The organism is Kosakonia oryzae, from assembly GCF_001658025.2.
Lineage (GTDB): Bacteria > Pseudomonadota > Gammaproteobacteria > Enterobacterales > Enterobacteriaceae > Kosakonia > Kosakonia oryzae.
Genome location: NZ_CP014007.2, coordinates 4,737,136 through 4,763,341, shown reverse-complemented (window position 1 = coordinate 4,763,341; position 26,206 = coordinate 4,737,136). Strand labels below are relative to the sequence as shown.

Sequence of the window (26,206 nt, the reverse complement as noted above, 5' to 3'; positions counted from 1 at the left end):
ATGCTGCCCTGAAATGGGTTTACTGAAGGCGAATGCGATCGCCCGCTTCAATGGTTGCCAGCAGTGTTTTACGCAGCATTTCCAGCGCTTTTTCGACCTGCTCTGCCGTTTCCAGCACCTCGCTACCTGTCGCTTTGCGCATTTCACCCGATACATTCACAAGGTGAGTTTTCTTCGGTACCGGCTGGATCGTGGCTGGTTTATCGGCGGTGTAGGGTTGCTGCGGTTCGGCAGCATGGTTTCCCTCATTGGCCTCATTTGACGCGCGCAGCTGTGCCTGCTGTTTTTTGCGTAGCTCATCAATCCACTGGTTGACCTGTTTGTCCGCTTCCGTTTGTAAAGCAATGGTTTCATGCTGTTCGGCAAGGATTTCAGGAATGGAGTGATTCTCTTCTGCACGCTTACGCGCTTTTTGCATCGGCAGCAGAACGCGGTTTTGCAGCTCCGCAGTGGCATGCGCTTCGAGTAACCGCTGGCGGGTCTCTTCAATTCGCATATCAATACGCTCTAATGCATGCATGCGGTGCTGTTCAACAAGCTGTTGGTTAACACGCTGCACCTGCTCAATAAGCGGCGTAATACGGTTCAGATGTTTATAGGGCTCTGGCATCTGCCAGATGCTTTCCAGCTCAGTGAGTGCTTTTAACGCATCAGCATCTTTTTCCAGCGCGCTACGGTTGGATTTAAAGCTGCCCTGTAATGCGGCTCCCAGCTTCTGCCAGGTATTGAACTGCTTGCGGTAGAAGTCGACCAGGTCTTCACGATCTCCGCTGAAATCCAGCAGTGCATCAGCCAGGGTCGTGACCTTTTCAACCAGCGCAAAGTCTTCTTTCTCATTCAGTATAGAGTTGAGCAGACTCAGCCCTTCATCAATCTCCTGTTTGCCTGGGTTGTTACCCCCTTCGGCTTTGGCTTTAAAAACATCCAGCTCTTGTTTCCATGCTCCCAGCACAGAACGAATATGTTCAACCAGCGCCGGTTCTTCACGTTCATTAAACGGTTGTTGAGCCACGTCCGCCATGATTTTGGCGGCTTTGCCGATCTGCGCTTCATCGTGGCGGCGAATTTTATGCAGACGTAACTCGCTATGGCGGCGGCTGTTATTAAACAGATCCCATGCCTGTTTTAATTCGAGATTATTATTCTGCTGACTGAAGCTGATTTTGCGTTTTTGCGCCAGCCGCGCCACCAGTAGTTTGACTTCGTCCTCGGGCCAGCCATAAGGACGCCGGGCAAAATGGTTAAGAACATCACGCAGGTAAACCGGCTTGTGGTAATCAATACCCATACTGATCCAGTTTTCCACTTCGCGCAGGGCGTTGGTATTGGATTCTTCCATCTCACCCAGATTGAGCTCAGTATCATTCTCCACCGTCAGAAAGGCGTGAATCTCACGGTTAATATCACCGTTAAAGGATTTCAGAAGTTTCAGTTTGCTAAACGTGTTTTCAATCACGTAACGGAATGCTTCATCCACAATGCTGGTTGGCGTAGAAGATTTCTTCGGTAAGCGTTCGCCAATGGCCCACAACTCTGCCTCGGCAAGCAGGGACTCTATCTGTACGCGTAGCATTTTTTCGCGTGCGCTATTTTCACGAGCTTTCTCTGATAACAAGCTGGCTTGTTCAGGGCGCTGCCCCGCATTGTCTCTGAGAAACTTCTCCGTCTGCACAACGAGATCGATATCAGTCCAGACTCGTGAATCTTCAGGTAAGCGAATCAGTACGCAACCAGTACCTTCACCGGAATAGGGGCGGCAGGCAGCATCACTGCTGTAAAAACTATATGTCGGATCTTTAGGTGTAATAATCTTCACCACCAGATCGTTAAGCATTGCGCCATCCAGCGGGTGACCGTTGAGGAAACGGCTGATATCGAAGTCCTGCTTATTTTCCGGATAGCGATAGCGTTTGTTCTTCAGGATGTCGTCAAAGATGATTGATGCGAGCTTTTTGTTGATCGCGGTAAAATCGACTTCAATGTTGCGGATTTCGTTTTCAATCTCTTTCTCTTCGTTGGTCAGGAAGACGTATTTATCTTCCACACGGGCAATCAGCATCTCCCGTTCCAGCTTATTCAGGCTGTTCTCAACGCGACGACGCAGCTCAACCTTGTCGGTATCAATCTTATCAATTGAGAGCGTAACCAGGTTATCAAGGGTACTTTTCAGCACATCGACATAACGGATCAGGAACAACGTTTTCAGCAGGTTGCCATCGAACTCGTCTAGCACACCATTTTGACAAGCCTGGGTAATGGTCCGGCTTACCGCCGGTTCCAGGAAACTTTCAATGGCTGCGTAGAAGCGCCAGAACGGTACCAGGGAGTCGAGACCTTGTGTGGAAATCTGCTGGGCCGCTGTCTGGAAAGCTTCCAGCTGCGAACGCTCTCCCATCGCCAGCTGTTTACCGGCAGCGCCTTTGGTACGAATAGACTCAAATACTTTTTGCAGGATCTGGTAATGCCACGGCACAAACGGGTAGTTATCAATAAACTCTTCTTCACTGGTGTAAGGGCGCAGTGAAGCCGTTGTCGTTGGATCAAACGCCAACTGGTTACGCAGAATATCGCCTTTCTTCTGCCACACTTTCGCCAGCGCAGTTTTTGCCGCATCGGTTTTTACCAGCAAACGTTTCTGGATAACTTCCGAGGTGTTGGAGCTGGAAAGCTGCAAGCGCGTGGAGAAACGCCCCTGGATTTTAGAGAAATCTTGCCCGTCGCGACTGCTCATACCGCCAATGGCGGCATTGATATCAGCCTGCGAAGTGACAATTACCCAGGCGCGCCCGCCGCAGATCACACCAAGGTTCTCGGTGATGGTCTGCAACTTAAGCATCATCTGCGTATTTTTACCGATGAACTGGCCGACTTCATCCACCATAAAGAGCAGGTTTTTACCGTTCTCATCCAGCCACTCTTTCACCCACTGGCAAAAATTATTGATATCCAACGGGAAATTTTTATCCAGCTGTTCAACCCACTGGCGTGAGGCATCAATACTTTGACCAGTCGCTTGGCTTAATGCCTCTGCCATCTCATCACTAATGAAGTAGTAAGAGTCGCGCTCTTCTTCCCAGCTTGAGCCGTTGATCTTTAGAAAAGCTTCTTTAAACGTTTCGTACTGACCGCGCTTATCCAGCTCGCGCTCAAGATGAGCAATATGCGGGAAGTCTGCACAATAACCGACGCGCTCGTTAAATACTTTCAGGAAGACTTTAAGGATAGCGTCTTCTTTATCATCGACGTTGGCGCGGGAATCGATATTGAACAGGATGACTTCGGTAGGATGATGTACCGCTTTGTTGATATCAGCCAGGAACAGCGCATCTTTAATTTTGTCTGCGAAGAAAGAGTAGGCATCGCGTTCTATATCGTTGTGGCTAACTTTACGGTTAGACAGCAAGTACGACAGAATCTTAATAAAATGCGATTTACCTGAACCAAAAAAGCCTGAAACCCATACGCCAATTTTGTTCTCCATCCGGATCCGTTCCGGGCCTGTTGCCGGAACATACGATTCGAAGAAATGGCGCAGGTGGCCTTCTAGCTCGCGGGTAATAACATATTCATCAAGTTCAATCCACGCGCTCGCATCATCTGTCTGTTCGGCTTTTACGACGCCATTAATATTGCGTTTTAATGCTTTAACAAAGATCTGTTCAATATCCATGCTGTGCTCTTCAATGAGGATTCAATGTTGCCGCTGGTTCATGCTCGGGCACCAGCCTGAAGGCGCGATAATAATTTCGTGAATCAATACCCGCTAAAGGGGAAAGATCATAGCCGCTGTAAGTGCCTGGATAGAACATTAACAAAGGAGTAAAACCCATGACGTCCTGTAAAGCGCTCATTAGTTCGTGTCCACGAACTAATGGCCAGGCATTACCCATACCGGTAAGAATGACGAATTCCTGCTTAGTCAGGTCTACTTTTTGAGCTATATAGTCGGCGATTTTTTTCTGATTAAGCGGACCCGCGAGCTGCTTTTTCAGGGCTTCGGGGCCAACTTTTACTTCTTGCTGACAAACGCGCTCAAACAGTCCGCGTTCGGTTAACATATCAATAATAACTTGAAAAACACTCAGATGCGTAAAGTGGTGATCCTTTTCCAGGTTGCGCAGCAAGTATTTCAGATGCTCACGAACCTGAAGTTCATACTGTGCAGGGTAATCAAAGATCCAGAAACCAATCTCATTACCTGAACCATTATTTTTAAGAAAACGATCTTCCTCAATGCGGCTCTGAATCTGCGAAAGGCGATAGTCAAGCACGGGATCGATCACCGTTTACCCTCCAGAATAGGAATCAAATCCTGTTGCCCAAGCCGTTGCAGCACTTCTTTAGTTTCCGGCAATAAAAAAAGCGGCTGCAGATTGCGACGGCGCGGTGTATCGAGATAACCCACCTCAGCAAGCGCTTTCACAAGATTGTTACCCATTTTAGTGATGGATGAGTCAGAGTACCTGGAAAGCACCGGGTACTGGCGTATGTGGTTAGCAACAAATTCATTCCAGCTATCGTTTGGCAGTTTTTCTTTAAACTGCCTGCGCAGGTCATTCACTGTTTCGGCCAGAAAATCTTTCACTATGGGAGAATGCAACATCAAAGCGATAAATAGTAGTTGCACCCGCTCCCGTTCACTCCCTTCTGAAATTAGCTTCCACGCGCCTTTATCCAGCATCATCAAGCGCAACCGGATCGTGGTTGCATATCTTTTAGCTGTATTAGAAGAGGAGGCCTGAAGGATGTTTTGGCTAACGATCTGGTGTTGCCAGATGTTTTCATCGGGCGCGGTCAACATCAGTTCAGCGATAATACGACTTTCCTTGCTCATCAGCGGCCCGCCCAGAAGGTCCCCAATCCATGTTTTGTCGTTATTCATCGTTGTATTCACCCTTAAAAGGCTGCTAACCAGCTCGCAAAAAGCATAAAGGAAGATTGTAATGGTTCGACGGGGGGATGTCATGAATGGATCACCCGGAAGCTAACGTTCGGAGGGTATGTATGTTGCTTTGAGGGAAAAGTCGTATAGTTTAATGACAAAGCGTTCAAAACATTCACTATAAATATGTCTTTAGTATTCAGATAGTTCTCAAGCCTGGAGGAATAATTCCTTATTTTAGTGCAATTGAAAAACACATTATGGCTGTACTGATGGCTTCCTGTAACTCTGTCTTCGAATGTGGGGGCTCCATTCGTGCGGGGCCCGCCTGTACTACCGTACGAACAAAAAATAGAGTATGAGTAAGATGCTGGTTTTTTGAGCTGCGACAGAGCGTTATTCACACAGAAATATCAGAAATCGTGACGTTCTTCCCAATGTTTGAATTTTAAGCCAAATTTGGGGGCAAGCTTAAAAATTAAAATTAAAGAACTCAATTTATTTCAATGCATTAAAAGAAAATTCGAGTCCGGCCTACCGCCCTTAATCCCGCGCAACGCAGCAATACACGCCGTTGCGCGGTTCAAGGCAAATTTCTTGCTCCCCTTTATCAAGCCGTGGTGAAGAAAGCCACGGTCTGCGTGAGCCGCCGGGTTTGTTTTTCCAGCGCATTCGCGGCAATAACCGCCTGCTGAACCAGTTGCGCGTTCTGATGGGTGACAGAATCGATTTGTACGATGGCTTCGTTGACCTGGCTAATCCCGATGCTCTGCTCATCCGTCGCGACGGAGATTTCCGACATAATGTCCGAAACACGCTGCACGGCTTCAATCATCTCGTCGATATTTTCGCCGGCGATTTTAATCTGCGACGAGCCACTGTTGACGCGGCTGACGGACTCCTCAATCAACTCTTTAATCTCCTGGGCTGCCTGAGAACTGCGTAAGGATAAGTTACGTACCTCGCTGGCCACCACGGCAAAGCCTTTCCCCTGTTCTCCGGCCCTGGCCGCTTCAACTGCCGCATTCAGCGCGAGAATGTTGGTTTGAAACGCAATGCTGTTTACCACATCGATGATATTGGCAATTTTACCGGCGCTTTCAGAAATGCCGTTCATGGTGTCATTGACATTCTGCATCATCACACCCCCGCGCGAGGCAATATCCACCGCGCCGCGCGCCAGTTCACGCGCCTGTCCTGCGTTTTCAGCGTTCTGTTTTACGGCTGCGGTGATCTCTTCCATGCTGGAGGAGGTTCTTTCCAGAGATACCGCCTGCTGATCGGTGTGCCCGGCAATTTCCTGATTACCGGCAACGATATCCTGGGTATTGGTGTTGATCCTCTCAGCACCATCGCGGATCTCCGCAATAACGGAAGTCAGTTGCTCGCGCATCACCCCCATCTCATGTAACAGGCTGGCGTTATCACTGGCTTTTTTATTTACGCTCTGCGATAAATCCCCGGCGGCAATTCGCGATACAACCTCAGCCGCATAACGAGGTTCCCCACCCAGTGTTTTCAGTGTGCTGCGGTTAATCAGATAAACCAGTATCGAGAGTAGAATGCTGATAGCGATAAATTGCGCGATATTCTGGTAAAGAGAACTGAGAAAGACGTCCTGAATATCATCAACATAAAGACCCGTCGTAATAATCCATCCCCAGGGAGACCATGGAATGTTATAGGCAATTTTGGGCTTCGGAACGGTGTCTCCCGGCCGCGGAAAATCATAGGCGGTAAAACCGTCATGGCCATCCTTCGTCACCGCGACCATATCCCTGAAAATATAGACGCCATTCGCATCGGCAATATCCGGCCCTTTGCCAATTAACGCGGCATTAATGGGATGCATGATGACCTGTGCCTGGTTGTTCAGAATAGTAAAATATCCTGTGTCGCCATAGCGTAAGTCTTTAATGATCTGGATTGAACGTTGTTGTGCTTCCTCTTTTGATATCAGTCCCTTATCAACAAGTGCAGCCTGCGTTTTCACCACGTTAAGAGCTAACTGGGAAACATACATTAATTCCTTTTTTCGTAGCGCTAGCTGGTCATCTTTAATTTTTACAGAACCAAAGAATAATGACCCGGCAAGGCTTAGCAGTGCGACAGCAAGTGGAAGCCACAGTTTATGCGCAAAGGATAATTTCATAGCATGCTAACCTGTTGTTGTTGTATAGGGCAGGTATTGCGCAGGTCCGCGGGTATCAGACTGCGCTTAATTTCTTTATCGGGAGAGGTAAGAGAAATAATTAATCGATAATATTGATATATGTGAAATTATATATTTCATTTTTGTTATTGAGAAGTTAACGCCATGATGTATATAGAGTTATTTTCCATAAAATCATTGGCGCGTTAAATTTTAGCGCATGAATGAACCTATTCACGGTAATCATTTCGGCCAAAATAATGAAATGCTTATACCTGCCTAACATGAATTAGCGCAAAGCAGTGTGATGGTTTTCACATTATTCCGGGCTGGCGCGGTGGCATCGAGCTCGCTTATCATCACGCCCGATATAATACCCGCTTAAACTAATTGCGCGGGAATAAAGCGCAGTTTGGCTGAGCGAAATATATCTGATAATCGAAAGTGCGCTAATTATCGCGTCCGTACGGATGCAACAAGCATAATGATGTGAGGCCTTTATTTATTCTGTAAGCAGGCGAAGAAATCCCTCTCCTCAAGACCCGCTGTTAAATATTTTCTCCAGACGCTTCAGCGCCTTTTTCTCATCCCTTTTCAAGGCGGTATTCAGGGATGTTTTGCCCGTCGGGGTAACATACCGGTTGGCCTGGGGAGTGAGTCATTTTCATATGCGAACGCAGGGTTTCAAAACGATAAAAAGAGGCGGCGTTGTCCGTTATCACCAGGGCCAACTGTTGTTCTCGTAATCGAGGAAGAGATGGTTTCTGGCGTTCCGGTGTTGCTCAATCACACTGACCATGCCGTTGACGCTGGTGTTCACATCGATCTCGGCATTTACTGTACCGTCCAGCGTGCCCATCGCTGTCGCCACCCAGCCTGGATGAATGGACAGAACCGTCTGCGCTCCCTGGCTGATATCCATATAAATGCAGCGAGCGAGCATGTTCAGCGCCGCTTTACTGGCCCGGTAAAGCTCAAGGCCTATTCCCGGTTCGGTATTGCTGGCAATACTGCCCCGGTGCGAAGACATAAAAACCAGGCTTCCATCAGGCTTAAGCATTGGCAGCAGGTGCCGGGCCAGGCGGGCTGGGCCAAAAGCATTGGTCATCATGATTTGCTGAAATTCAGCGTCAGAAGCCTGTAACACGGACTGATGCAAAGGGCCGTACATACCGGCAACCATAAAAATAATGTCAAACTGCCGTTCACGCATCTTGCCGATAAGCGGCCCGATATGGGACGTATCGGTGACATCAATCTCGCTGGTGGTGAGATGGCCTGGGTAAGTCTCTCCCAGGGCGAGCAGTGAGGAGGTATCCGCCGCCGGTAAGTGGGTGGCAAAAACTTCCCAGCCGCGCTCCAGATAGGCTTCTGTCAGCCCCAGCCCCAGCCCTTTCTCAGATCCGACAATCAAAATGCTCTGCTTTTTCATCATTGTCTCCCGGTTATTGTGCGGTATAACCGCCGTCAGCCATTAATACTGTTCCCGTCACGAAGCTGGCTTTCGGCGATGCCAGCCAGATAATCGCTTCAGCAATCTCTTCCGGCTGAGCCACCCGCCCAAGTGGATGAACGTGACCGTAGCTGGCCAGCGTGGCGCGGCTGTCTTCCACGATGCCGGAAAGAATATTCGTTTCGACGACGCCGGGAGCGACGGCATTAACCCGGATGCCATACTCAGCAGCCTCCAGCGCCAGCACTTTCGTCAGTTGGGCAATTGCGCCTTTAGAGGCCGAGTAAGCCGCCGTGGTTTTCATGCCCACCATGCTGACCACGGATGCCACATTGACGATCGCGCCCTGCCTGCGGGGCTGCATCACCTTCAGACTTTCCCGGCTCAGGAGAAAATAGCCCCTGGCATTGATGGTCATAATGCTGTCCCATTCTTCAACGGAGGTTTCAGTCGCCAGTTTATTCAGGGTTTTACCCGCATTGTTGATGAGAATATCCACGCCGCCGAATTCAGCCTGCGCGAGAGCGACTGCGCTGATGACTTCCTCTTCCTGGCTGACGTCGCAACGTTGCGTCGCCACCTGATTGCGCTGCGCCAGCGCATGAACCGCCGGGTCGATATCCAGCGCGATTACCTTCGTGCCATGGCTGACGAGAAGTTTTACGGTGGCTTTGCCAATATCCCCTGCGGCTCCCGTGACAATCGCCACTCGGTTCGCTAATCCCAAAAAATCTGCCATTTTTTGTTCCTCACATGCTGTGTCACGTTGTCCGCAAAGGGTATGAGAAGCAGCGCAATGCAACAATGAAGGTTCCTGTACAAAGATTATCTTTTTCTGTCAGAATTGGTTTTAGTGCGCTGTTACGGGCGGGGAAATTTATCCTTTTATATATTCAGGAGGCGCGGTGTCCGGAGTTTCTTCAAGCCTTATGCGAAAAATGATCCCCGCTTTGCTGGCGCTGGCGCCTGATGAAGGCTACACGCGCACCGGGATGAAGGAGATAAAACTGTTGCGGGTTAATGAGTCGATGCCCCATACGCCCGTCCTTTATGAACCGTGCATTGTTATTGTCCTGCAGGGAAAGAAAACCGGTTTGATGGGCGGGCAGGAATTCACCTACGATCCCGGGCACTATCTGGTTGTCTCGGCACCTCTGCCGTTTACCAGCCAGACGACGGCCAGCCAGCAAGAGCCTCTGCTGGCGATGTCTGTATCGCTTGATGTCGCCACGATTGCCGAATTACTGATTGAAATGGGCGAAGGAAAAGGAGATGAGAAGGCAGGGATCCTGTTTTCCACTCCGCTGGGAGAAGAGCTGGCCGATACGGTTTATCGCCTGCTGGTGGCGCTTTCTGATGAAGAGCAAAGCAGAATTCTGGGGCCGGGTATTCTGAAGGAGCTTTATTATCGTGTACTGATTGATACTCAGGGGGCTGCAATCAGAGCGGCGCTCTCCGGAAAGGGGCATTTCCGGCAAATTGCGGGGGCTATCCGCACGATGCATACCCGGTTTATGGATCCTATTGACGTTGACATGCTGGCGAAAGAGGCCGGAATGAGCGCGCCCTCTTTTCATCGCCATTTCCGGGCATTCACCGGTACGACGCCAAAACAGTATCTGATTTCCATCAGGCTGCATCAGGCGCGTTTTTTAATGGTAAAGCGTAATGTTACTGCCAGTGAAGCCTCTTTTCGGGTTGGCTACGTCAGCCCGACACAATTCAGCAGAGAATTTAGCCGGTTCTTTGGTTGTCCGCCGCAAAAGGAAGCTCACCGTTTACGCCATTTATTAAAAGTCAAAGCTGAATCGTACTGGCCGGAATAACCCCTTTTCGGCCTTGACGTTGCGTCATTTAAAGAACGGATGGGCGCAGTTCACTCCATCATTCATAGAGTATCCGTTCAAAAACAGCGCGAGACATCGCGCTGTTACGCGCCCATATCCCACTCAGAATGCGGTTTCCAGTGAATCGGTGACGCAATAATCATCATCCACCAGAGGCAAATACCGCCATTTATCGAATGCGGTGCAGGGGTGTGAAATACCGCAGCCTACCCAGTCGCCGGGCTTTAACGCATCCTCTTCCGGCAGCAACAAATATGCATGCTGATCGTTTACCTCGCTGATGCGCATGCCAGAAGCTGCGCGCGGGGCGCTGCCATCGACATTCCGCACCCACAGTGGATTCGGCAGATCTTGATCGAACGGCACATCACGGCGGCCGAAATCAACAAACGCCAGGCCTGGCTCGGGGCGCGACAACACCCGTCCCCAGATCTCCAGCGCGGCGGTGAAATGATGCGTGGCACCGGGCTGCGCGAAAGGCGCGATACGCGCGTACAGCCCGCTATCGTGCGCCATGTAGGCGCCTGATCGAATCAGCGGCGTCATCGGCAGCGGCAGGTTCGCGGCCGTAAAACAGGCCGAGACTACGTCAAACCACGCGCCGCCGCCAGCACTGAGAATAATATGCTGGCTGGCAAACAGCTGGTGTTCGGCCAGCAGCGCTGCCGTGGCGATCAGCATCTGGCAGTAATCTTTTACCCGCTGCACGCCCGCAGCATCGCGTCCGGCACCGAGCGCGCCTTCATACCCCGCTACGCCTACCAGTTGCAGGGCCGGGCTGGCGGCAATCGCGGCGGCAATCTCCAGCGCTTCAGCGGATGAGCGGCAGCCGGTACGCCCGCCGCTGACCGACATCTCCAGCAGTACCGCAATGCGGCTGTCGCCGAGATGTTGCTCCAGCAAACGAACCCCCTGCAGCGAATCGACGTAGCACAGGAAGCCATGATCGGGATGCTGTTTTTGCCATTCGCCGATCCAGCGAATGCCGCCGGGATCGACCAGTTCGTTGGCGAGGAAGACGTTACGAATGCCGAACTGGCGCAACGCGCGAACCTGCGCAGGCGTTGCGGCGCTCAATCCCCAGGCGCCGCCTTCCGTAACGGCGCGGCGCAGGATCGCCGGAGACATTGATGTCTTGCCGTGAGCTGCCAGCATCACGCCTTGTTCACGACAAAAATCCGCCAGTTGCCGCAGATTATTCTCCAGTGCTGATTGCTTCATGAGCATCAGTGGGGAAAACACCTCGGAGCTGCTAAAGATCGGCGTGCCGTTAGCCAGCGGCTGATTGCCGGAACCGGCGACCGATTTAAAACGCGGTGCAGGCTGCTGCGCATCCAGCGCGCCGTCCGCCTGCAATGGAAAGTGAATCGACATCATGCCTCCTGTTAGTGCTCAAGCACGCGTGATAAGAACTGCTGGGTGCGCGGATTCTGCGGATTAACGAAAATCTGCTCCGGCGAACCCTGCTCGGCTATCACGCCCTGATCCATAAACACCACGCGGTCAGCGGTTTTACGCGCAAAACCCATTTCGTGAGTGACCACCACCATGGTCATCCCTTCACGCGCCAGGCTGCGCATTACTTCCATCACTTCACCGACCAGTTCGGGATCGAGCGCTGACGTCGCTTCATCAAAAAACATAATTTTCGGTTCCACCGCCAGCGCGCGAGCAATCGCCACACGCTGCTGCTGACCGCCGGACAACTGGGCTGGATAATGATGCGCGCGCTCGGCCAGCCCGACACGCGCCAGGGCCGCGAGGCCGCGTTTATTGGCTTCGGCCTCGGACAGCTTCTGCGCTTTAATCAACGCCAGCGTCACGTTACCGAGCGCGGTTTTATGGGGAAACAGATTGAACTGCTGAAACACCATGCCGACGTGGCCGCAGATTTCGCTGCTGCGTTTGCGGTCATGCAGCGGCACTTCATTAACCCAGATTTCCCCGCCATCGGCAGTTTCCAGCCCGCTCATGATGCGTAACACGGTACTTTTGCCGGAGCCGGATGCGCCAATCAGTACCAGCACTTCGCCGGGCGAAACATCAAGGCTGATCTCTTTCAGCACCTGGGTTGAGCCAAAGGATTTGGTGATCCGGCTCAGCGTAATGGCGGATTTGCTCATGATAACTGGCTCCTGGTTTGATGATGTTGAACCCAACGGGAAAGCGGAAAGCAGACAACGAAGTAGAGCAGGGCGACGAGGCCGTAGATCACCACCGGCTGACCGATGCGATCGACAATCGCCTGGCCCTGGTGCATCAATTCTGACATGCCGATCATGCTGACAATCGACGTATCTTTAATCAGCGACAGATACTGGCCTACCAGCGGCGGCAGCACGATGCCGCGCGTTTGCGGCAGGATCACGCTAAGAAACGTCTGGCGCTTCGACAGGCCGAGGATCCACGACACTTCCCACTGGCCTTTAGGCACGGCTTCAATACCGGCGCGGAATACTTCAGCGATGTAAGCGCCCTGATAAATGCTCAGGCCGAGGATACCGGCAGCGAACAGATTGATTTCATAGCCGAAGTACGCCACGCCAAAGTAGATAAACATCAGCGTGATCAGGACTGGCGTGCCGCGAAACAGTTCGGTATAGAACACGGCGATTTGTCTGGCGACCGGCAAACGGCTGGTGCGTAGCACTGCCGCCAGTAAACCAAGCAGCGTGCTGCCGACGATAGCGGCGATGGAGAGCAGTAAAGTGACGGCCAGGCCTTTCAGCAGGATTGGCAGCGAGCCGATGATAAGTTCGCTCATAGCGCATTCTCCCGTTTCACTGGGTTAATCCATTTTCTTGCCCACCGCCAGCCGGGCTTTTTTACCGGCGTCACCAGCGGCGGATGAAACATCCGGCGTCCTGCCATGTTGCCGAGCCACGAGAACAGGTTGCTCAGCACCAGATAAACCAGCGCAACAACGCTGAAGGTCTGGATGTACAGCAGGGTGCGCGCATTGATCACCGTTGCGGTGCCGGTCAGCTCCGGCAGCGCGATGGCTGAGAGCAGCGAAGTGCCGAGCAGTAACTGAATCAGGTTGTTGATAATGGCCGGCCACACTGCCCGCGCGGCCTGCGGCAGCACCACGCTGAGGAAGATTTGCCGACGCGGAATACCGAGGATATACGCCGCTTCCAGTTGACCCTTCGCTACCGACTGAATGCCCGCACGGAAGGTTTCCGCCAGGTAAGCCCCCACGTTAATCCCCAGCGCGAGTACGCCTGCGGTAAAGGCGCTCATGGTGATACCCAGCGACGGCAGACCAAAAAAGATGATGAAGATTTGCAGCAGCACCGGCGTGTTGCGGATGAACTCGACGTAGCAGTGGCTGAGCCAGCGTAGCGGCGCCAGCGGCGAGGATTTCGCCAGCGCGGCCAGCAGGCCGAGCGCCACCGCCAGTACAAACGCCAGCAGCGTGACCTGTAGTGTTAGCCACGCGGCTTCCAGAAAGGTGTCGGCGTAGCGCCACAGGGTTAGCCATTGATAACTCATGGTGTGACTCCTTCAGGCGGCGCAGCATCGGCGGCTGCGCCGTGGGCGAACAATCAGTATTGCGGATTCAGCGGGTAGCGCGGTTTACTGCCGAACCATTTCTCATACAGCCGGGCGTTCTCGCCGGAAGCGTTGATTTCAAAAAGAAATTCGTTCAGATAGTTGGCCCATACCTGATCGCCCTGTTTCACACCGAAGGCGTTGTACTCCAGCGGCACCAGCGCTTCGTTGGTCACGGTCAGCGACGGATCGAGTTTCGCCTGATAGGCGAGGAAGTTGTTATCTTCGATCATGGCATCCGCCTGGCCCTGTTTCACCGCCAGAATTGCCGCCTGAGAGGAATCGTACTCCTGAATTTTCACGTCGATGCCGAGGTTGCGCACTTCATCGCCGTTAGTGGAACCTTTCACGGTGGCAATGGTTTTTCCGGCCATATCATGCGCGGATTGAATACCGCTGTTTTTGCGCACCAGCATCGCTTCGCTCGCCACCACATAGGGGTTGGTGAAACCGATCTCTTTGGCGCGTTCCAGATTGCGGGTGAAGTTACAGAACACCACGTCAACTTTATTGGTTTGCAGGTTAGGGATGCGGTTGGCGCTGGTGGTGTTGACCATTTCCAGTTTGACGCCCATCTCTTTCGCCAGCGCTTTGGCCAGATCGACGTCATAACCATCCGGATTGCCGTCTTTATCGTAAAAACCAAACGGGGCAAAGCTCAGGCAGTCACCCACGCGCAGCGTGCCGCGTTGCAGGACGGTTTGCAGCGCAGACTGTGGCGCAGCACCCGCCTCTTTTTTCTCTTCGGTCGGCGTACAGCCCGCAACAGCCAGCAATACCAGCGCGCCCGCCAGTGCTTTGGCACTTAATTTCAGCGATGTTGCATTCATTTTTATGCTCTCTTTTAATGTTTAACGAGACGGCGTAATACCGTGTCATCCGTTATAAGTCAGACGATCGCCGGCGCAGCGGCAGCGCTGATTATTTCGGGATATTTTAATGAACAAGCAAAAGCATCAATTAATAACAGGCTGTCCTGGTGTTGGCGAAGAAAGAAATAGAAACGCTCAGCCTGTTTTAACGGTTTTAATTATTTACGGTCGGCGCGGAAACATTTCATATCCACTTCCACTTTGCAGTCGACCACTAAATCCTGCACGCTACAAATACGCGCGGGTGGATTATCACTAAATATCTCTCTGAATACTTTATTAAATGAACTGAAATAGCGCGCGTCGGTTAATACCGCCGTCACGTGCACCACATCCTCCACGCGGTAACCGGCTTCCCGCATGATGGTCAGACAGTTGTCGAACGCCAGTTGCGTCTGTTCGATGATACCGCCCTCCACGACTTCGCCCTCGCGCATCGGTGTCTGGCCCGAGATATAGAGCCAGCCATCGGCCTCCACGGCCCGCGCGAACGGCAGTTTCTGCCCACCTGTACCGGTGCCGCCTTCAATGCCATAACGCTTAATCGTCATGCAACGCTGCTCCTTTTTGTTCTGAGATTACCCATTCGTACCGAGTGATAGTCGTCTGGTATATCAGACTACTATCTGCAATACCGGATAGGGCAAGATTTGCACAGGTTTTTTATTTTTGCAATATATCGCGAGGAATTTAATTTCTCGTGATGTCGTTGCGATCGCAAAATAAAAAAGGAACGCCGAAAATTCCTGTCTGGAAATGTTACCGCTGTCGAGGTTTAAAAAAATAACCTGCATGTAATGCGCTAAAATGAGGCCCCAAAATAGAACAAAGAAATATAAACTCTGGCGATGAAATTTTAATTAACGGGGATGGGTTAACGACGATGCTCGGTGTATGATGCTTTTCTTTTTTACTGTCTGGCGCGACCGCCCGACTGCATCAGGAGAATTTGCTTATGCCGGACGAGAAGCCATCGCGGGCGCGCGGTGTGGACCGTGTTATCGACATTTTTCGCCAGTTGCATATCGCTCGTCAGCCTATGGCGATGCGCGATTTGATCGACGCTACCGGCGCGCCGCGTTCCAGTGTATATGAACTCGTTAACCTGCTGAGTGAGGCAGGGTTGCTTGAACTGGATGCCGACGGCGCAGTGTTTTTTGGCCGTGAAATGCACTATTACGGTGCGGACTACATGGCGCATAACGACCTTATCCGCCGCTCGCATCAGTTAATGGTTGAGATCGTGGCCCGTCATGGCGAGACGGTGCAGCTCTGTATGCTGGAAGGGAATAAGTACACCGTTGTGCTGTCGGAAAGTAATGCTCACCCGTTCAAAATCACTTCTGATATCGGGGTGCGGGTGCCGATTACCTGGACGGCCACTGGTCGTCTGCTGCTCAGTAATTGGTCGGACAGCGCCATTCTCGATCTTATCCCCGAAGAGGATTACCGTCTGGCGAACGGGCAAGTCCTCGACAAGCAGACATTCCTCGAAGATATTCATCGTGCCGGGCAGCAGGGATATTGCCTGACCGAAGGCTTGTCAGAGAGTTTTACCTGCTGTATGGCGGCGCCGATTCGTTCCCGTAGCGGGCAGGCGGTCGCCGCTATCTGCTTTATGGTGAGTCGCGATACGCCGGAGGAGCGCCGTCAGATGCTGCTGAAAGAGCTGATCGTTTCCGGGCAAAAATTATCTGACTTCACCTGAGCCTCTATTCCCTGTGATTGAACATCCGCCAGGTGCCTGAAACCTGGCTCGCCGGGTTACACCATCAGGTGAAAGGGCGTGTCGCTATCGCCGTTGAACTGGAAAAGCCTGGCCGCTTTTTTGCCGGGGGGGGCGAAGGATGATCCGCAGAGCGTGAAGCGGATGTGACTAAGCTTGTGCATCTGCGGATGATGAATGCACCGAACACACCAGTGTGGCGTGATCCCACCACGCGTTGTGATTCACGCGTGCCGCCAGCACATTTAGCTGCTCTTCCTGTATCTCATGAATAAGATCCGAAAGCGGTTTCAACGTGCGCCAGGGTTGCCCCGCTTTCAGTAAATGGTGCCTGACGGGATCATAAGCGGTGATGTCTTCAGCGTACTGGGGAATTCCGCACATTGAACTGATCACCATGCGTCCTGCTGGTTTGAGCAATCTCCGCACCTCGGCGAAAAAGAGGCGGCGGGCGTCATCTATCAGGCAGTGCAAACAACTGCCATCAACAATCAACGCAAACATTGAATCCTGACATTGCGTGATGTGACAAACATTGCCGACAAAAAAGTGTGCGCAGAGGCCTGCTTGCCGGAAACGCTCTTCTGCCCATCCGATCGCGGTTTCAGACAGATCGACACCCCATACAGAGTATCCTCGTTCAGCAAGAGACTGCGCCGCCATTGCTCCGTTCCCACACCCCATTTCAAGTACCGGCGCGCCAGAGGGAGGTAAATACCCCTGAGCGTGAAGCCAACTAAGGGTTTTTTCCTGCTGTTGTTTTGCCCTGATAAAACCTTTCCCGGCCCAGGCGACAGCCCCGTTGGCCATCAGTTTCCTGTATTGTTCTTCATAAGGATTCATAGTGAAGAGGTCTTTTTACCCGCCATAATCCCCTTCACTTTATACGCCATAGGTTATTGAAATAAAGATTAAGGTTATGAAAACGGGGGGTAACGGAGGCGCAACGGAGTCTGCTTTCCGCTCAAAAAAGAAAGATGACAGTCGCTATCATTGACCAGTCACCACAGATATTGTCTCCTCTTTGCGTATTTCTTGCTCATTCCCTTCTTAGTTCATGCAGATACCCGCCTGGTGCTGGCCTTTTGTTAACAATAAAGATATAAATAACCCGGACATGGACATTTAGACATCTATACGTTTAGAAGGTGATATGCACGAGCAACAAGAGAATGGAGAGCTTAAGCGCACCATGAAAACCCGCCATTTGATCATGCTTTCATTAGGCGGTGTCATTGGTACAGGGCTATTTTTTAATACCGGATACATCATCTCTACCACCGGCGCGGCGGGCACCCTGCTGGCGTATTTGATTGGAGCGCTGGTCGTCTGGCTGGTTATGCAGTGCCTTGGTGAGCTTTCCGTGGCGATGCCCGTCACCGGTGCTTTTCATATCTACGCGGCGCGCTATATTGGCCCGGCGACAGGGTATGCCGTGGCGTGGCTGTACTGGCTTACCTGGACCGTTGCTCTGGGATCAAGCTTTACCGCCGCCGGGTTCTGCATGCAGTACTGGTTCCCGCATGTTCCGGTCTGGATATGGAGCGCCCTGTTTTGTGGGGTGATTTTTTGTCTTAACGCGATTTCGACGCGCTTCTTTGCCGAAGGGGAGTTCTGGTTCTCGCTCATTAAAGTCGCGACCATCCTCGTCTTTATCATCCTCGGTTGCGGGGTGATTTTCGGGTTTATCCCGCTGAAGGATGGTTCACCTTCGCCGGGGCTTGCTAACCTCACCAGCGAGGGCTGGTTCCCGCACGGCGGTTTGCCGATTCTGATGACCATGGTGGCGGTCAATTTTGCTTTTTCCGGTACGGAGCTTATCGGTATCGCGGCGGGCGAAACGGAAAACCCGCACCACGCTATTCCGGTCGCGATCCGCGCCACGATTGCCCGGTTAATCCTGTTTTTTATCGGTACCGTTTTTGTCCTTGCTGCGCTGATTCCGGCGAATGTGGCAGGGGTTGAGAAGAGCCCGTTTGTACTGGTCTTTGAAAAAATAGGCATTCCATATGCCGCGGATATTTTTAACTTCGTCATCCTGACCGCGATTCTTTCAGCGGCGAATTCCGGGCTTTATGCTGCGGGCCGCATGCTCTGGTCGCTGGCAAACGAAAAAACGTTGCCGGGCTGTTTTGCCCGCGTCAATAAGCGTGGCGTGCCGTTGATAGCCCTTTCTGTCTCGATGCTCGGCGGCCTGATGGCGCTATTATCCAGCGTGATTGCCCCTGATACGGTGTTCGTTGCGCTGAGCGCCATTTCTGGTTTTGCCGTTGTGGCCGTATGGCTCAGCATCTGCGCGGCCCACTTTGTCTTTCGCCGCCGCCACTTACAGTCGGGCAAGCCGTCTGCGGCGTTGCAATACCGCGCCCCCTGGTATCCGCTGGTTCCCGTACTTGGATTCGTGCTGTGTCTGATGGCCTGCATTGGTCTGGCGTTCGATCCGGAGCAGCGCATTGCGCTCTATTGCGGTCTGCCGTTTGTCGCCCTTTGCTATGGTGTTTATTTTCTTACCCACAAAACAAAATTGAAGGAGGCGGACTATGCCGCAGATTAACTCCCTTGCCGCGCTGCTTGAACGTCATCCCTTTGTCGTGCTTGATGGCGCACTGGCCACCGAGCTTGAAGCGCGCGGATGCAACCTTGCCGATAATCTCTGGTCCGCCAAAGTATTAATGGAAAATCCACAACGTATTCGGGACGTGCATCTGGATTACTTCCGCGCGGGCGCACAGATAGCGATTACCGCCAGTTACCAGGCCACGCCCGCAGGCTTTGCGGCGCGCGGGCTGACGGAGGCGCAGTCGAAAGCGCTGATTGAACAGAGTGTGAAGCTGGCAAAAGAGGCGAGTGACATTTATCGCGCAGAAAACCCTAATGCCGGTCCGCTGCTGGTGGCTGGCTCAGTTGGGCCATACGGCGCTTATCTGGCCGATGGCTCTGAGTATCGCGGCGACTATGTGCGTAGCCACGAAGCGTTTCAGGCATTTCATCGCCCGCGAATTGACGCGTTGCTCAATGCCGGTGCCGATCTGCTGGCCTGCGAAACGTTACCTTCCTTCGCTGAAATAAAAGCGCTGGCTGACCTGCTGACCGAATATCCCGATGCGCAAGCGTGGTTCTCATTTACCTTACGTGATGACAAGCACCTGAGCGATGGCACGCCGCTGGTTGAGGTGGTGAACGCGCTGTCTGCTTACCCGCAAATCGTCGCGCTGGGGATTAACTGTATTGCGCTGAGCAAAACAACCGCCGCGCTCAACCATCTGCACAGCCTTAGTGCGCTGCCGCTGGTGGTCTATCCTAACTCCGGGGAAACTTACGACGCGGTCACCAAGGCGTGGCATGCGCACAGCGATACCTGCGGATCCTTAGCGGCACAGTTGCCCCAGTGGTTAGAAGCGGGCGCGAGACTGATTGGCGGATGCTGCCGGACAACGCCACAGGATATTGCCGCACTGAGCGAGCGCCGCTGACGGCAGTTGCATCGCCACAACTCTTTGCAGCCTTGCTTCGGCCTTACCGCTTCATGCCATGCCCCTCGTTCCATTATAAAAAGGCAGTCCGTTAGTACCGACGGGCTGCCTTTTTCATTTTTGACCCTTTTCTTCGAGATAATAGTTGACCAGGTAGAACGATCGTTCTACCTTGTATCCCATGAACAAGAAAACGACCGATACCCGAGAAAAAATCCTGACTACTGCCGAGCAATTGATCTATCGGAATGGAATTCATGCCACCGGCATGGACCTTCTGGTCAAGACCTCAGGCGTGGCAAGGAAAAGTATTTATCGCTATTTCGCGACCAAAGATGACGTGGCCGCCGCCGCGTTGAATGAACGTGATGAACGCTGGATGCAGTGGTTCAGAACGGAATCTGATAAAGGCGAAACGCCTCAAGATCGCATTTTGAACATGTTCACGGTGCTCAAGGGCTGGTTTGAGTCAGAAGGCTTTCGGGGTTGCGCATTTATCAACACCGCCGGAGAAGTAGGAGACCCGGCAGACCCCGTTCGCCAGATAGCAAAACTGCATAAACAAAAATTGCTCGATTACACGCTGGGACTCACGGAGCAATTAAACATTGAGCAACCGGCAGCACTGGCCAGACAGCTGCTGATTCTGATCGAGGGCGCTATCACCACGTCCTATGTGATGGGCGATAGCAGCGCCGCCGAGAGTGCAAGGGACGTTGCGAAACTATTGCTGGAACAGACCTCTTCTTAAGGCCTGAGTATCAAAAACGGTTTCTACTGATATATCCATTTTTACAGGAGGCTTCACCATGCCCGCTACACAAACTCGCCCGCCACTGCCACCTTTCACTCGCGAGTCGGCGATTGAGAAAGTCCGGCTCGCCGAAGATGGCTGGAACAGCCGCGATGCCGAAAAAGTATCCCTGGCATACTCACTGGATACCAAATGGCGTAACCGCGCCGAGTTCGCCAATAATCGTGAAGAAGCGAAAGCCTTCCTCGAACGTAAGTGGAAAAAAGAGCTGGAGTACCGTCTTATCAAGGAGTTGTGGGCGTTTGACGGCAACCGCATCGCTGTCCGGTACGCTTATGAGTGGCACGATGACTCCGGTAACTGGTTCCGCTCTTACGGCAACGAAAACTGGGAATTTGGTGAAGATGGACTGATGCATCACCGCTACGCGTGTATCAATGACATGCCGATTAAAGAAAGCGAACGCAAGTTCCACTGGCCGCTGGGGCGTCGTCCGGATGATCACCCGGGTCTGTCGGAGCTGGGTCTGTAAATTTGTCGGTTATGTCGTGAAAAGCCCCCGTCTACTGTCCTGGTCGGGGGCTTTTTCTCAACTCCACTTATTAACGCCATGAGGTTATTCAGTTGAGGTTAATGGAGTAATAACGCCACCTTTCTGCGTTTAATGATTTCGTGACGGCACTGTCAGCGCAATAACCTACACTTTCTTACGCGCGGCGCAGGCTTATGGAAAAGCCCGTTCCTCGTTCAACGCAGGCACATGCGTTTGAGCGGTTCCATTCTGACGCCTGAAAACGCCCGGGGGAACGCCCACATATTGCGTGAAGGCCACGTTAAAGGCGCTCGCTGACTGATAGCCGATGTGAAAAGCAATCTGTTCGATTTTCTCTTTGCTGCTCACCAGCGCTTTTTTCGCTAACGACATGCGCCAGAAGAGAAGATATTGCCCTGGCGGCATGCCGACAGTCTCATTGAAAGCGGCGAAAAAAGCGGAGCGGGACATTGCAGCGTGGCGGGCGAGCTGTGCGATTTGCCATTCATCCCCCGGTTTTTCATGCATAAGATGCAGCGCGACAGCGATCTTTTCATGTTGCAGCCCCTTCAGAATGCCCGCCGCTTGCGGCAGTTCAGGATTACTGCGTAACGATTCCACTAACAGCAGTTGTAAAAGATGCATTAACACCACGTCGCGCCCGGGGCGCCTGGCCCGGCTTTCCTCACGGAGAAGTTCAAGCAAGGTGACGAAACGTCGCTGTCCTTTAATCAGGATCTCGTTTGGCAGTAAAGAGACGATAAGTTGTTTATCCGGGGTATCGAATTCACAATGGCCGACATGCATGACCAGCTCGGCTGGCCCGCTTGCTGCGCCAATTCTCACGTGCCCTTCGCTGATTATTGTTGGCATCGTGATTTCCGTGGGGCTGCATCTGCCCGCATTGGTGTTCTCGAAAGAGTAAGCGGCGGGTATCAGAATAAAATCACCGGCAACAAGCAACTTTGCACCTTGCCCGTTCACATTGATCAAGCATTCGCCTTCCAGCACCGCGCAGTAAAAAGCCTCTCCGCCAGACTCCCGAACAATACGCCACTCTCCGCGCCCCTCAACGAGTTTTGAATGCGAAGGTTTGGGATTGAGCAGGGCAACGATATCGGTCAACGGATCTGACATTGGACGATCTCTAAAGTTTGCGGGACTTTTGATTATATATTGTCCGGATAGCGGCGGCTATGATCACCGCTCTTGCCATCAAAGAGGATCCAATATGCCTACTGTACTGATTACCGGTTGTTCTTCTGGCTTTGGCCTTGCCGCCGCAAAACTTTTTTTACACCAGGGCTGGGAAGTGATTGCCACGATGAGAACGCCTGACCCGAGCTGTCTGCCGGAAAGCGACAAACTGACGATTTTGCCGCTCGATATTACTTCCGCGCAGAGTATCAGCCATGTGGTGAAAGAGGCGGGCGCGATTGATGTGCTGGTGAATAATGCGGGTTTTGGCGCGCCTGTACCGGTCGAACTCACCTCTTTTGCCACTGCGCAGCAGTTAATGAACACCAATGTCCTGGGAACATTGTCATTAACGCAGGCGTTTCTGCCGCTGATGAGAGAGGCGAAATCAGGCGTCATTATCAATGTCTCTTCATCTGTGACGACCAGAGCGATGCCGCTGATTGGGCTTTATCGCGCCAGTAAAGCAGCGCTGAATGCATGGAGCGAGTCATTGTCCCTTGAGGTCAGGCCTTTTGGTATTCGTGTTCATATCGTGTTACCGGGGCGCTCTCCGGAAACGAAGTTTGGCGAGAATGCGCGCGCGCATTTCGCCGGGATGGACGATCCCGCCTACGGGCAAATAGTGAAGGAATTTATCCAGATGGTGGGCGAGAGCAACTCACCCGTGACGCATGCTGATGATGTCGCGAAGGCCATTTTCGCCATTGCTAACGATGCAAATGCGCCGCTATACACCGCTGCGGGTGAAGATGCCGAGCTTTGGCTGAAAGAGGCGCAGCAGCATTCCCCCTTCTCTTACTGATGACGCCGAACGCAGAGCACGCGGGGATTATTCGCATTGCAACGCCCGGTGCAGGACATTACTCCTGCGCCAGGCGATTAAAGAGCAGGGCACTGAGGAACGGAATCCTCAGGAGCAGGAAAGGCGGTATCCCGTATCGGCTCGGGAAACGGTCGCAAACCCAGCCGGGCCCAGGTGCATGCCCGCAATAAGCAGTTTTTCCCGGACGGCTTGCGCCAGGATTTTTTGGCGGGTTGCTTCGGCCAACGCGGGATCGGCATCAAACAGAATGCTCACCGCCGGTTGTGCCGTCTGAATATGCGGGTAATGGACGATATCTCCCCAGATAAGTAAGCTTTTTTCCTCCGAGTCAATGCGAAACCCGGTATGCCCTGGCGTGTGGCCCGGCAGCCATACCGCAGAAATGCCCTCTGTTATGGTGCCCTCGCTAAATAAGCGGACGTTCCGTGCATAAGCCTCTAACGTCTGGCGCGCCAGCATGAAATTACGTTGGCTGCGTTCGCTGGCTATTTTTCGTTTTTCATCATCCCGCCAGTAATCCGCTTCGCGATGATGCAGGAGAAGTTCCGCATGTTGAAAGACCGGTTGCTTGTCGGCAGCAAGCAGGCCGCCAATATGGTCCGGATGGCAGTGCGTTAATAACACGGTGTCCACGTCGCTGGGGCTGATTCCGATGGCTGCGAGGTTGGCTTTGAGCTGCCCGCCCGCGTTGTTCAGCCCTCCTGTACCGGCGTCAACCAAAATGGTTCGTCCCCGCCCGCGAATAAGATAACCGTTGATATGGATATTCCCGGATTCAGCGATTCCGGCGCGATGCTGAATGAAGGCGGCATCCTCTGTGGTAATACCTGACAATAACTCCAGGCTGGCGGACATATTGCCATCACTCACCGCCGTGACCTGAAAATCGCCAATCTGGCGTGATGGAAAGGTAAGAGAGTTCATACATACCTCAGGATTAGTTTTTGGCGTACGGGTACGGAGCAGGGGAGCCAAAGCAGCGAATACGCGCCATTAGCCCCCAGGCCTGCTGCGTGGCGAGATCCAGTTCACGCATAAAGTTTTCCATCACTTCCTGCGTGCGCCAGGGTGTCAGCCGATAAAAGAGCTCGGCATAGACCGGATGCCCGCATCCCTGCTTTACCGTCACAAATATGATATGCACGTTGTCCGGCTCTGCGGCGAGAATGTCAGCGCAGAGGGCACCACAGGTGCGGGTAAAATCGGGAAGATCGGTATACCTGTCAGCGTGTTCTTCCGAAAGGTAAAACGTCAGATTAGGCATGACTTAATGGCTCCCCTGCTGGTGGTGCTCAACCGGACATTGCAGTTGCGATGTCAGCGGTTCGTAAAGATATACGCCGGGCACCTCCGCCAGCGGCAAGGCGCTTTCACGTGGCAGAACCCAGGCAACGCGATGTTCCGGGGATCGTTCCAGCCCTGCCGCGTGCATTTCCATCGCCGGGTTCCCCAGCGTTGTGGCTAAAGCGCTTACCGGCTGCGCGCTGAGAAGCAGAATTTCATCTGACGAGACGGCCGGAGCCGGTGCTGCGCATGCATACAGATTACGATGCCAGTCAGTGATATATGCCTGCCAACGGGAGAAATTACCGCCCCCTTTGCGCCGATAATCATCACTGCTGAGTACCTCTGCATCTTTTACGGTGTGAAGGGCGAGATAAGTCGGGCAGCCGGGGTTCACGGCGCGAAAGCGCTGAGAAGTACGGAACCCATTCACAGAGACCAGCGCGGGTAATTTTTCCAGGCTGTAAAATGCATTCCATTCTCCCTCGCTTTGGGGATCGGTATATGAGCACTCCACGATATACAACATTGTCCTGCCTCCGCATGATAAACAGCGGACAACGAATAATCCGCTTAATGACTTTTGATCATGCTATAAGGTGTATTCCGGCCTGAAAATCGACAATATTTCATTGTTTAGTGACATTAACTCACTAAGCGGCGTTATCAGCACAGCGGAAGGGCTCTTTTATGCGCAGAAAAATACCCAGTAGCACTTCTCTGCAGGCTTTTGATGCCGCCGCGAGGCACGGCAGTTTTGCCCGTGCCGCAGAGGAACTCTCCCTGACGGAAGGGGCCATTAGCCGCCAGATTGCCCGCCTTGAATCGTTGCTGAACTGCAGGCTGTTCGACCGTACGGGAAGCCGCGTAAAGCTTAATCCCGCAGGCGCACGCTATGCGCGGCACGTCCACGAAACACTGGCGCGGCTCGAAAGGGATACCCAATACATCATGGGGTTGCCAGAGGGAAATAAGAGTCTGGATATTGCCGTCCTGCCGACCTTTTCCAGCCGATGGCTGATCCCGCGCCTGGGCAGCTTCAGATCATTGCACCCGGACATAACGGTAAATATTGCGGCCAGTACCGACCCTTTTATTCTGAGCGGAAGTGGTTTTGACGCCGTGATCCATTTTGAACATCCCGCATGGACCGGCATGCGCATGCAGTTTCTGTTTCAGGAAAAGCTGGTTCCGGTGTGCCACCCCGCGCTGCTGGCGCAAGGTGACGTTGATGAACAGTTAAACACGCTGCCACGGATTCACCGACGGCAGAATCCGGATGCATGGCATCTGTATGCCCGCGAAAGCCACATAAACCTGGATAATCCAGGGCTGGGAGTGCGGTACGACCTGCATGAAATGGCCATCGCTGCCGTTATGGCGGGGCAAGGTGTGGCGCTGGTGCCGCGCATGTATATCGAAAATGAATTGAGGCGCGGTCTGCTTGTTTCACCCTGGCCAGAATCCGCCAGCCTGAGCAAAACATTCTGTTTAATCAAACCGACGGAAACCGGAATGAATGAAGCGGCGTTAGCGGATTTTGAACGCTGGCTGCTTGCTGAAATCACTCCCGCTGCAGGAGCATTGCAGCAAGAGGCTTAACGTTCATCATCGCCCTCTCCACACGGACATCGCTAAAATAAGGGCGGCCTG

General features: G+C 52.7%; 25 protein-coding genes. 8 read left to right on the top strand and 17 right to left on the bottom strand.

All coding sequences use genetic code 11. From position 1 onward, the window contains the following. Positions 1-19: 19 nt before the first annotated feature. The 6 genes from brxC to AWR26_RS22565 all read right to left on the bottom strand — a co-directional run bounded on the left by brxC (position 20) and on the right by AWR26_RS22565 (position 9,226). Positions 20-3,670 (bottom strand): BREX system P-loop protein BrxC, encoded by a 3,651-nt coding sequence (gene brxC / locus AWR26_RS22590; RefSeq protein ID WP_064568621.1) that lies wholly within the window; start codon positions 3,668-3,670, stop codon positions 20-22. A gap of 10 nt (positions 3,671-3,680) precedes the next feature. Continuing rightward, positions 3,681-4,283: a BREX-1 system protein BrxB gene (gene brxB / locus AWR26_RS22585; protein ID WP_064568620.1), complete on the bottom strand. Its 603-nt coding sequence runs from the start codon at positions 4,281-4,283 to the stop codon at positions 3,681-3,683. Then, positions 4,280-4,882, bottom strand: coding sequence for a DUF1819 family protein (locus AWR26_RS22580; protein WP_064568619.1), 603 nt, complete (start codon positions 4,880-4,882; stop codon positions 4,280-4,282). The genes brxB and AWR26_RS22580 overlap by 4 nt, the downstream gene beginning before the upstream one ends. Before the next feature lie 610 nt (positions 4,883-5,492). Further along, positions 5,493-7,034 (bottom strand): methyl-accepting chemotaxis protein, encoded by a 1,542-nt coding sequence (locus AWR26_RS22575; RefSeq protein WP_064568618.1) that lies wholly within the window; start codon positions 7,032-7,034, stop codon positions 5,493-5,495. 718 nt (positions 7,035-7,752) lie between these two features. Continuing rightward, on the bottom strand, positions 7,753-8,469 hold the full coding sequence (locus AWR26_RS22570; RefSeq protein ID WP_244256213.1) for an SDR family oxidoreductase: 717 nt from the start codon (positions 8,467-8,469) through the stop codon (positions 7,753-7,755). A gap of 10 nt (positions 8,470-8,479) precedes the next feature. Further along, entirely contained in the window at positions 8,480-9,226 is a 747-nt protein-coding gene (locus AWR26_RS22565; protein WP_064568616.1) for an SDR family NAD(P)-dependent oxidoreductase, read from the bottom strand. Positions 9,227-9,425: 199 nt separating this feature from the next. Between AWR26_RS22565 and AWR26_RS22560 the strand changes: the two genes are divergently transcribed. Then, positions 9,426-10,313, top strand: coding sequence for an AraC family transcriptional regulator (locus AWR26_RS22560; RefSeq protein WP_064569091.1), 888 nt, complete (start codon positions 9,426-9,428; stop codon positions 10,311-10,313). Positions 10,314-10,436: 123 nt separating this feature from the next. On the opposite strand, the gene AWR26_RS22555 is transcribed toward AWR26_RS22560, so the two are convergent. The 6 genes from AWR26_RS22555 to AWR26_RS22530 all read right to left on the bottom strand — a co-directional run bounded on the left by AWR26_RS22555 (position 10,437) and on the right by AWR26_RS22530 (position 15,312). Continuing rightward, a complete protein-coding gene (locus tag AWR26_RS22555) occupies positions 10,437-11,708 on the bottom strand; it encodes an alanine racemase (protein WP_064568615.1) in 1,272 nt (423 codons plus the stop codon). A gap of 11 nt (positions 11,709-11,719) precedes the next feature. Further along, a complete protein-coding gene (locus AWR26_RS22550; protein WP_035889906.1) occupies positions 11,720-12,457 on the bottom strand; it encodes an amino acid ABC transporter ATP-binding protein in 738 nt (245 codons plus the stop codon). After that, positions 12,454-13,098 (bottom strand): amino acid ABC transporter permease, encoded by a 645-nt coding sequence (locus AWR26_RS22545; protein WP_064568614.1) that lies wholly within the window; start codon positions 13,096-13,098, stop codon positions 12,454-12,456. Before AWR26_RS22545 ends, AWR26_RS22550 begins: the two co-directional genes overlap by 4 nt. Then, positions 13,095-13,829 carry an amino acid ABC transporter permease gene (locus AWR26_RS22540; protein WP_064568613.1) on the bottom strand — a complete coding sequence of 245 codons (735 nt, stop codon included), beginning with the start codon at positions 13,827-13,829 and terminating at the stop codon, positions 13,095-13,097. Before AWR26_RS22540 ends, AWR26_RS22545 begins: the two co-directional genes overlap by 4 nt. A 53-nt stretch (positions 13,830-13,882) precedes the next feature. Beyond that, the gene (locus AWR26_RS22535; protein ID WP_064568612.1) at positions 13,883-14,719 is read right to left on the bottom strand and encodes an ABC transporter substrate-binding protein; all 837 of its coding nucleotides are present in this window, start codon (positions 14,717-14,719) and stop codon (positions 13,883-13,885) included. A 200-nt stretch (positions 14,720-14,919) separates the two neighbouring features. Beyond that, entirely contained in the window at positions 14,920-15,312 is a 393-nt protein-coding gene (locus AWR26_RS22530; protein ID WP_007372873.1) for a RidA family protein, read from the bottom strand. Positions 15,313-15,716: 404 nt separating this feature from the next. On the opposite strand from AWR26_RS22530, the gene AWR26_RS22525 reads away from it, so the two are divergent. Continuing rightward, complete coding sequence (locus tag AWR26_RS22525) at positions 15,717-16,469, top strand: IclR family transcriptional regulator (protein ID WP_064568611.1); 753 nt, start codon at positions 15,717-15,719, stop codon at positions 16,467-16,469. A 168-nt stretch (positions 16,470-16,637) separates the two neighbouring features. Here AWR26_RS22525 and AWR26_RS22520 read toward each other — a convergent pair whose 3' ends face one another. Then, complete coding sequence (locus AWR26_RS22520; protein ID WP_064568610.1) at positions 16,638-17,330, bottom strand: class I SAM-dependent methyltransferase; 693 nt, start codon at positions 17,328-17,330, stop codon at positions 16,638-16,640. Positions 17,331-17,640: 310 nt separating this feature from the next. Here AWR26_RS22520 and mmuP point away from each other — a divergent pair, with 310 nt between their 5' ends. The 4 genes from mmuP (at position 17,641) to AWR26_RS22500 (ending at position 21,246) form a co-directional block, all read left to right on the top strand. Continuing rightward, positions 17,641-19,041, top strand: a complete 1,401-nt coding sequence (gene mmuP, locus AWR26_RS22515) for an S-methylmethionine permease (protein WP_064568609.1) — start codon at positions 17,641-17,643, stop codon at positions 19,039-19,041. Then, positions 19,028-19,960 carry a homocysteine S-methyltransferase gene (gene mmuM, locus AWR26_RS22510; RefSeq protein WP_064568608.1) on the top strand — a complete coding sequence of 311 codons (933 nt, stop codon included), beginning with the start codon at positions 19,028-19,030 and terminating at the stop codon, positions 19,958-19,960. The genes mmuP and mmuM overlap by 14 nt, the downstream gene beginning before the upstream one ends. Positions 19,961-20,141: 181 nt before the next feature. Next, positions 20,142-20,711: a TetR/AcrR family transcriptional regulator gene (locus tag AWR26_RS22505; protein WP_064568607.1), complete on the top strand. Its 570-nt coding sequence runs from the start codon at positions 20,142-20,144 to the stop codon at positions 20,709-20,711. Positions 20,712-20,769: 58 nt separating this feature from the next. After that, a complete protein-coding gene (locus AWR26_RS22500) occupies positions 20,770-21,246 on the top strand; it encodes a nuclear transport factor 2 family protein (RefSeq protein WP_064568606.1) in 477 nt (158 codons plus the stop codon). Between the two features lie 192 nt (positions 21,247-21,438). On the opposite strand, the gene AWR26_RS22495 is transcribed toward AWR26_RS22500, so the two are convergent. Next, entirely contained in the window at positions 21,439-22,383 is a 945-nt protein-coding gene (locus tag AWR26_RS22495; protein WP_064568605.1) for an AraC family transcriptional regulator, read from the bottom strand. 94 nt (positions 22,384-22,477) lie between these two features. Between AWR26_RS22495 and AWR26_RS22490 the strand changes: the two genes are divergently transcribed. Then, positions 22,478-23,248 carry an SDR family oxidoreductase gene (locus AWR26_RS22490; protein ID WP_064568604.1) on the top strand — a complete coding sequence of 257 codons (771 nt, stop codon included), beginning with the start codon at positions 22,478-22,480 and terminating at the stop codon, positions 23,246-23,248. Positions 23,249-23,356: 108 nt separating this feature from the next. Here AWR26_RS22490 and AWR26_RS22485 read toward each other — a convergent pair whose 3' ends face one another. Genes AWR26_RS22485 through AWR26_RS22475 form a run of 3 tightly spaced genes read right to left on the bottom strand, consistent with a single transcriptional unit; the run spans position 23,357 to position 25,082 of the window. Further along, complete coding sequence (locus tag AWR26_RS22485; RefSeq protein WP_064568603.1) at positions 23,357-24,193, bottom strand: MBL fold metallo-hydrolase; 837 nt, start codon at positions 24,191-24,193, stop codon at positions 23,357-23,359. Between the two features lie 13 nt (positions 24,194-24,206). Continuing rightward, positions 24,207-24,533, bottom strand: a complete 327-nt coding sequence (locus AWR26_RS22480; protein WP_064568602.1) for a hypothetical protein — start codon at positions 24,531-24,533, stop codon at positions 24,207-24,209. 3 nt (positions 24,534-24,536) lie between these two features. Further along, positions 24,537-25,082 (bottom strand): hypothetical protein, encoded by a 546-nt coding sequence (locus AWR26_RS22475; protein ID WP_064568601.1) that lies wholly within the window; start codon positions 25,080-25,082, stop codon positions 24,537-24,539. Positions 25,083-25,243: 161 nt separating this feature from the next. On the opposite strand from AWR26_RS22475, the gene AWR26_RS22470 reads away from it, so the two are divergent. After that, entirely contained in the window at positions 25,244-26,155 is a 912-nt protein-coding gene (locus AWR26_RS22470; RefSeq protein ID WP_064568600.1) for a LysR substrate-binding domain-containing protein, read from the top strand. The last annotated feature ends 51 nt before the right edge of the window (positions 26,156-26,206 follow it).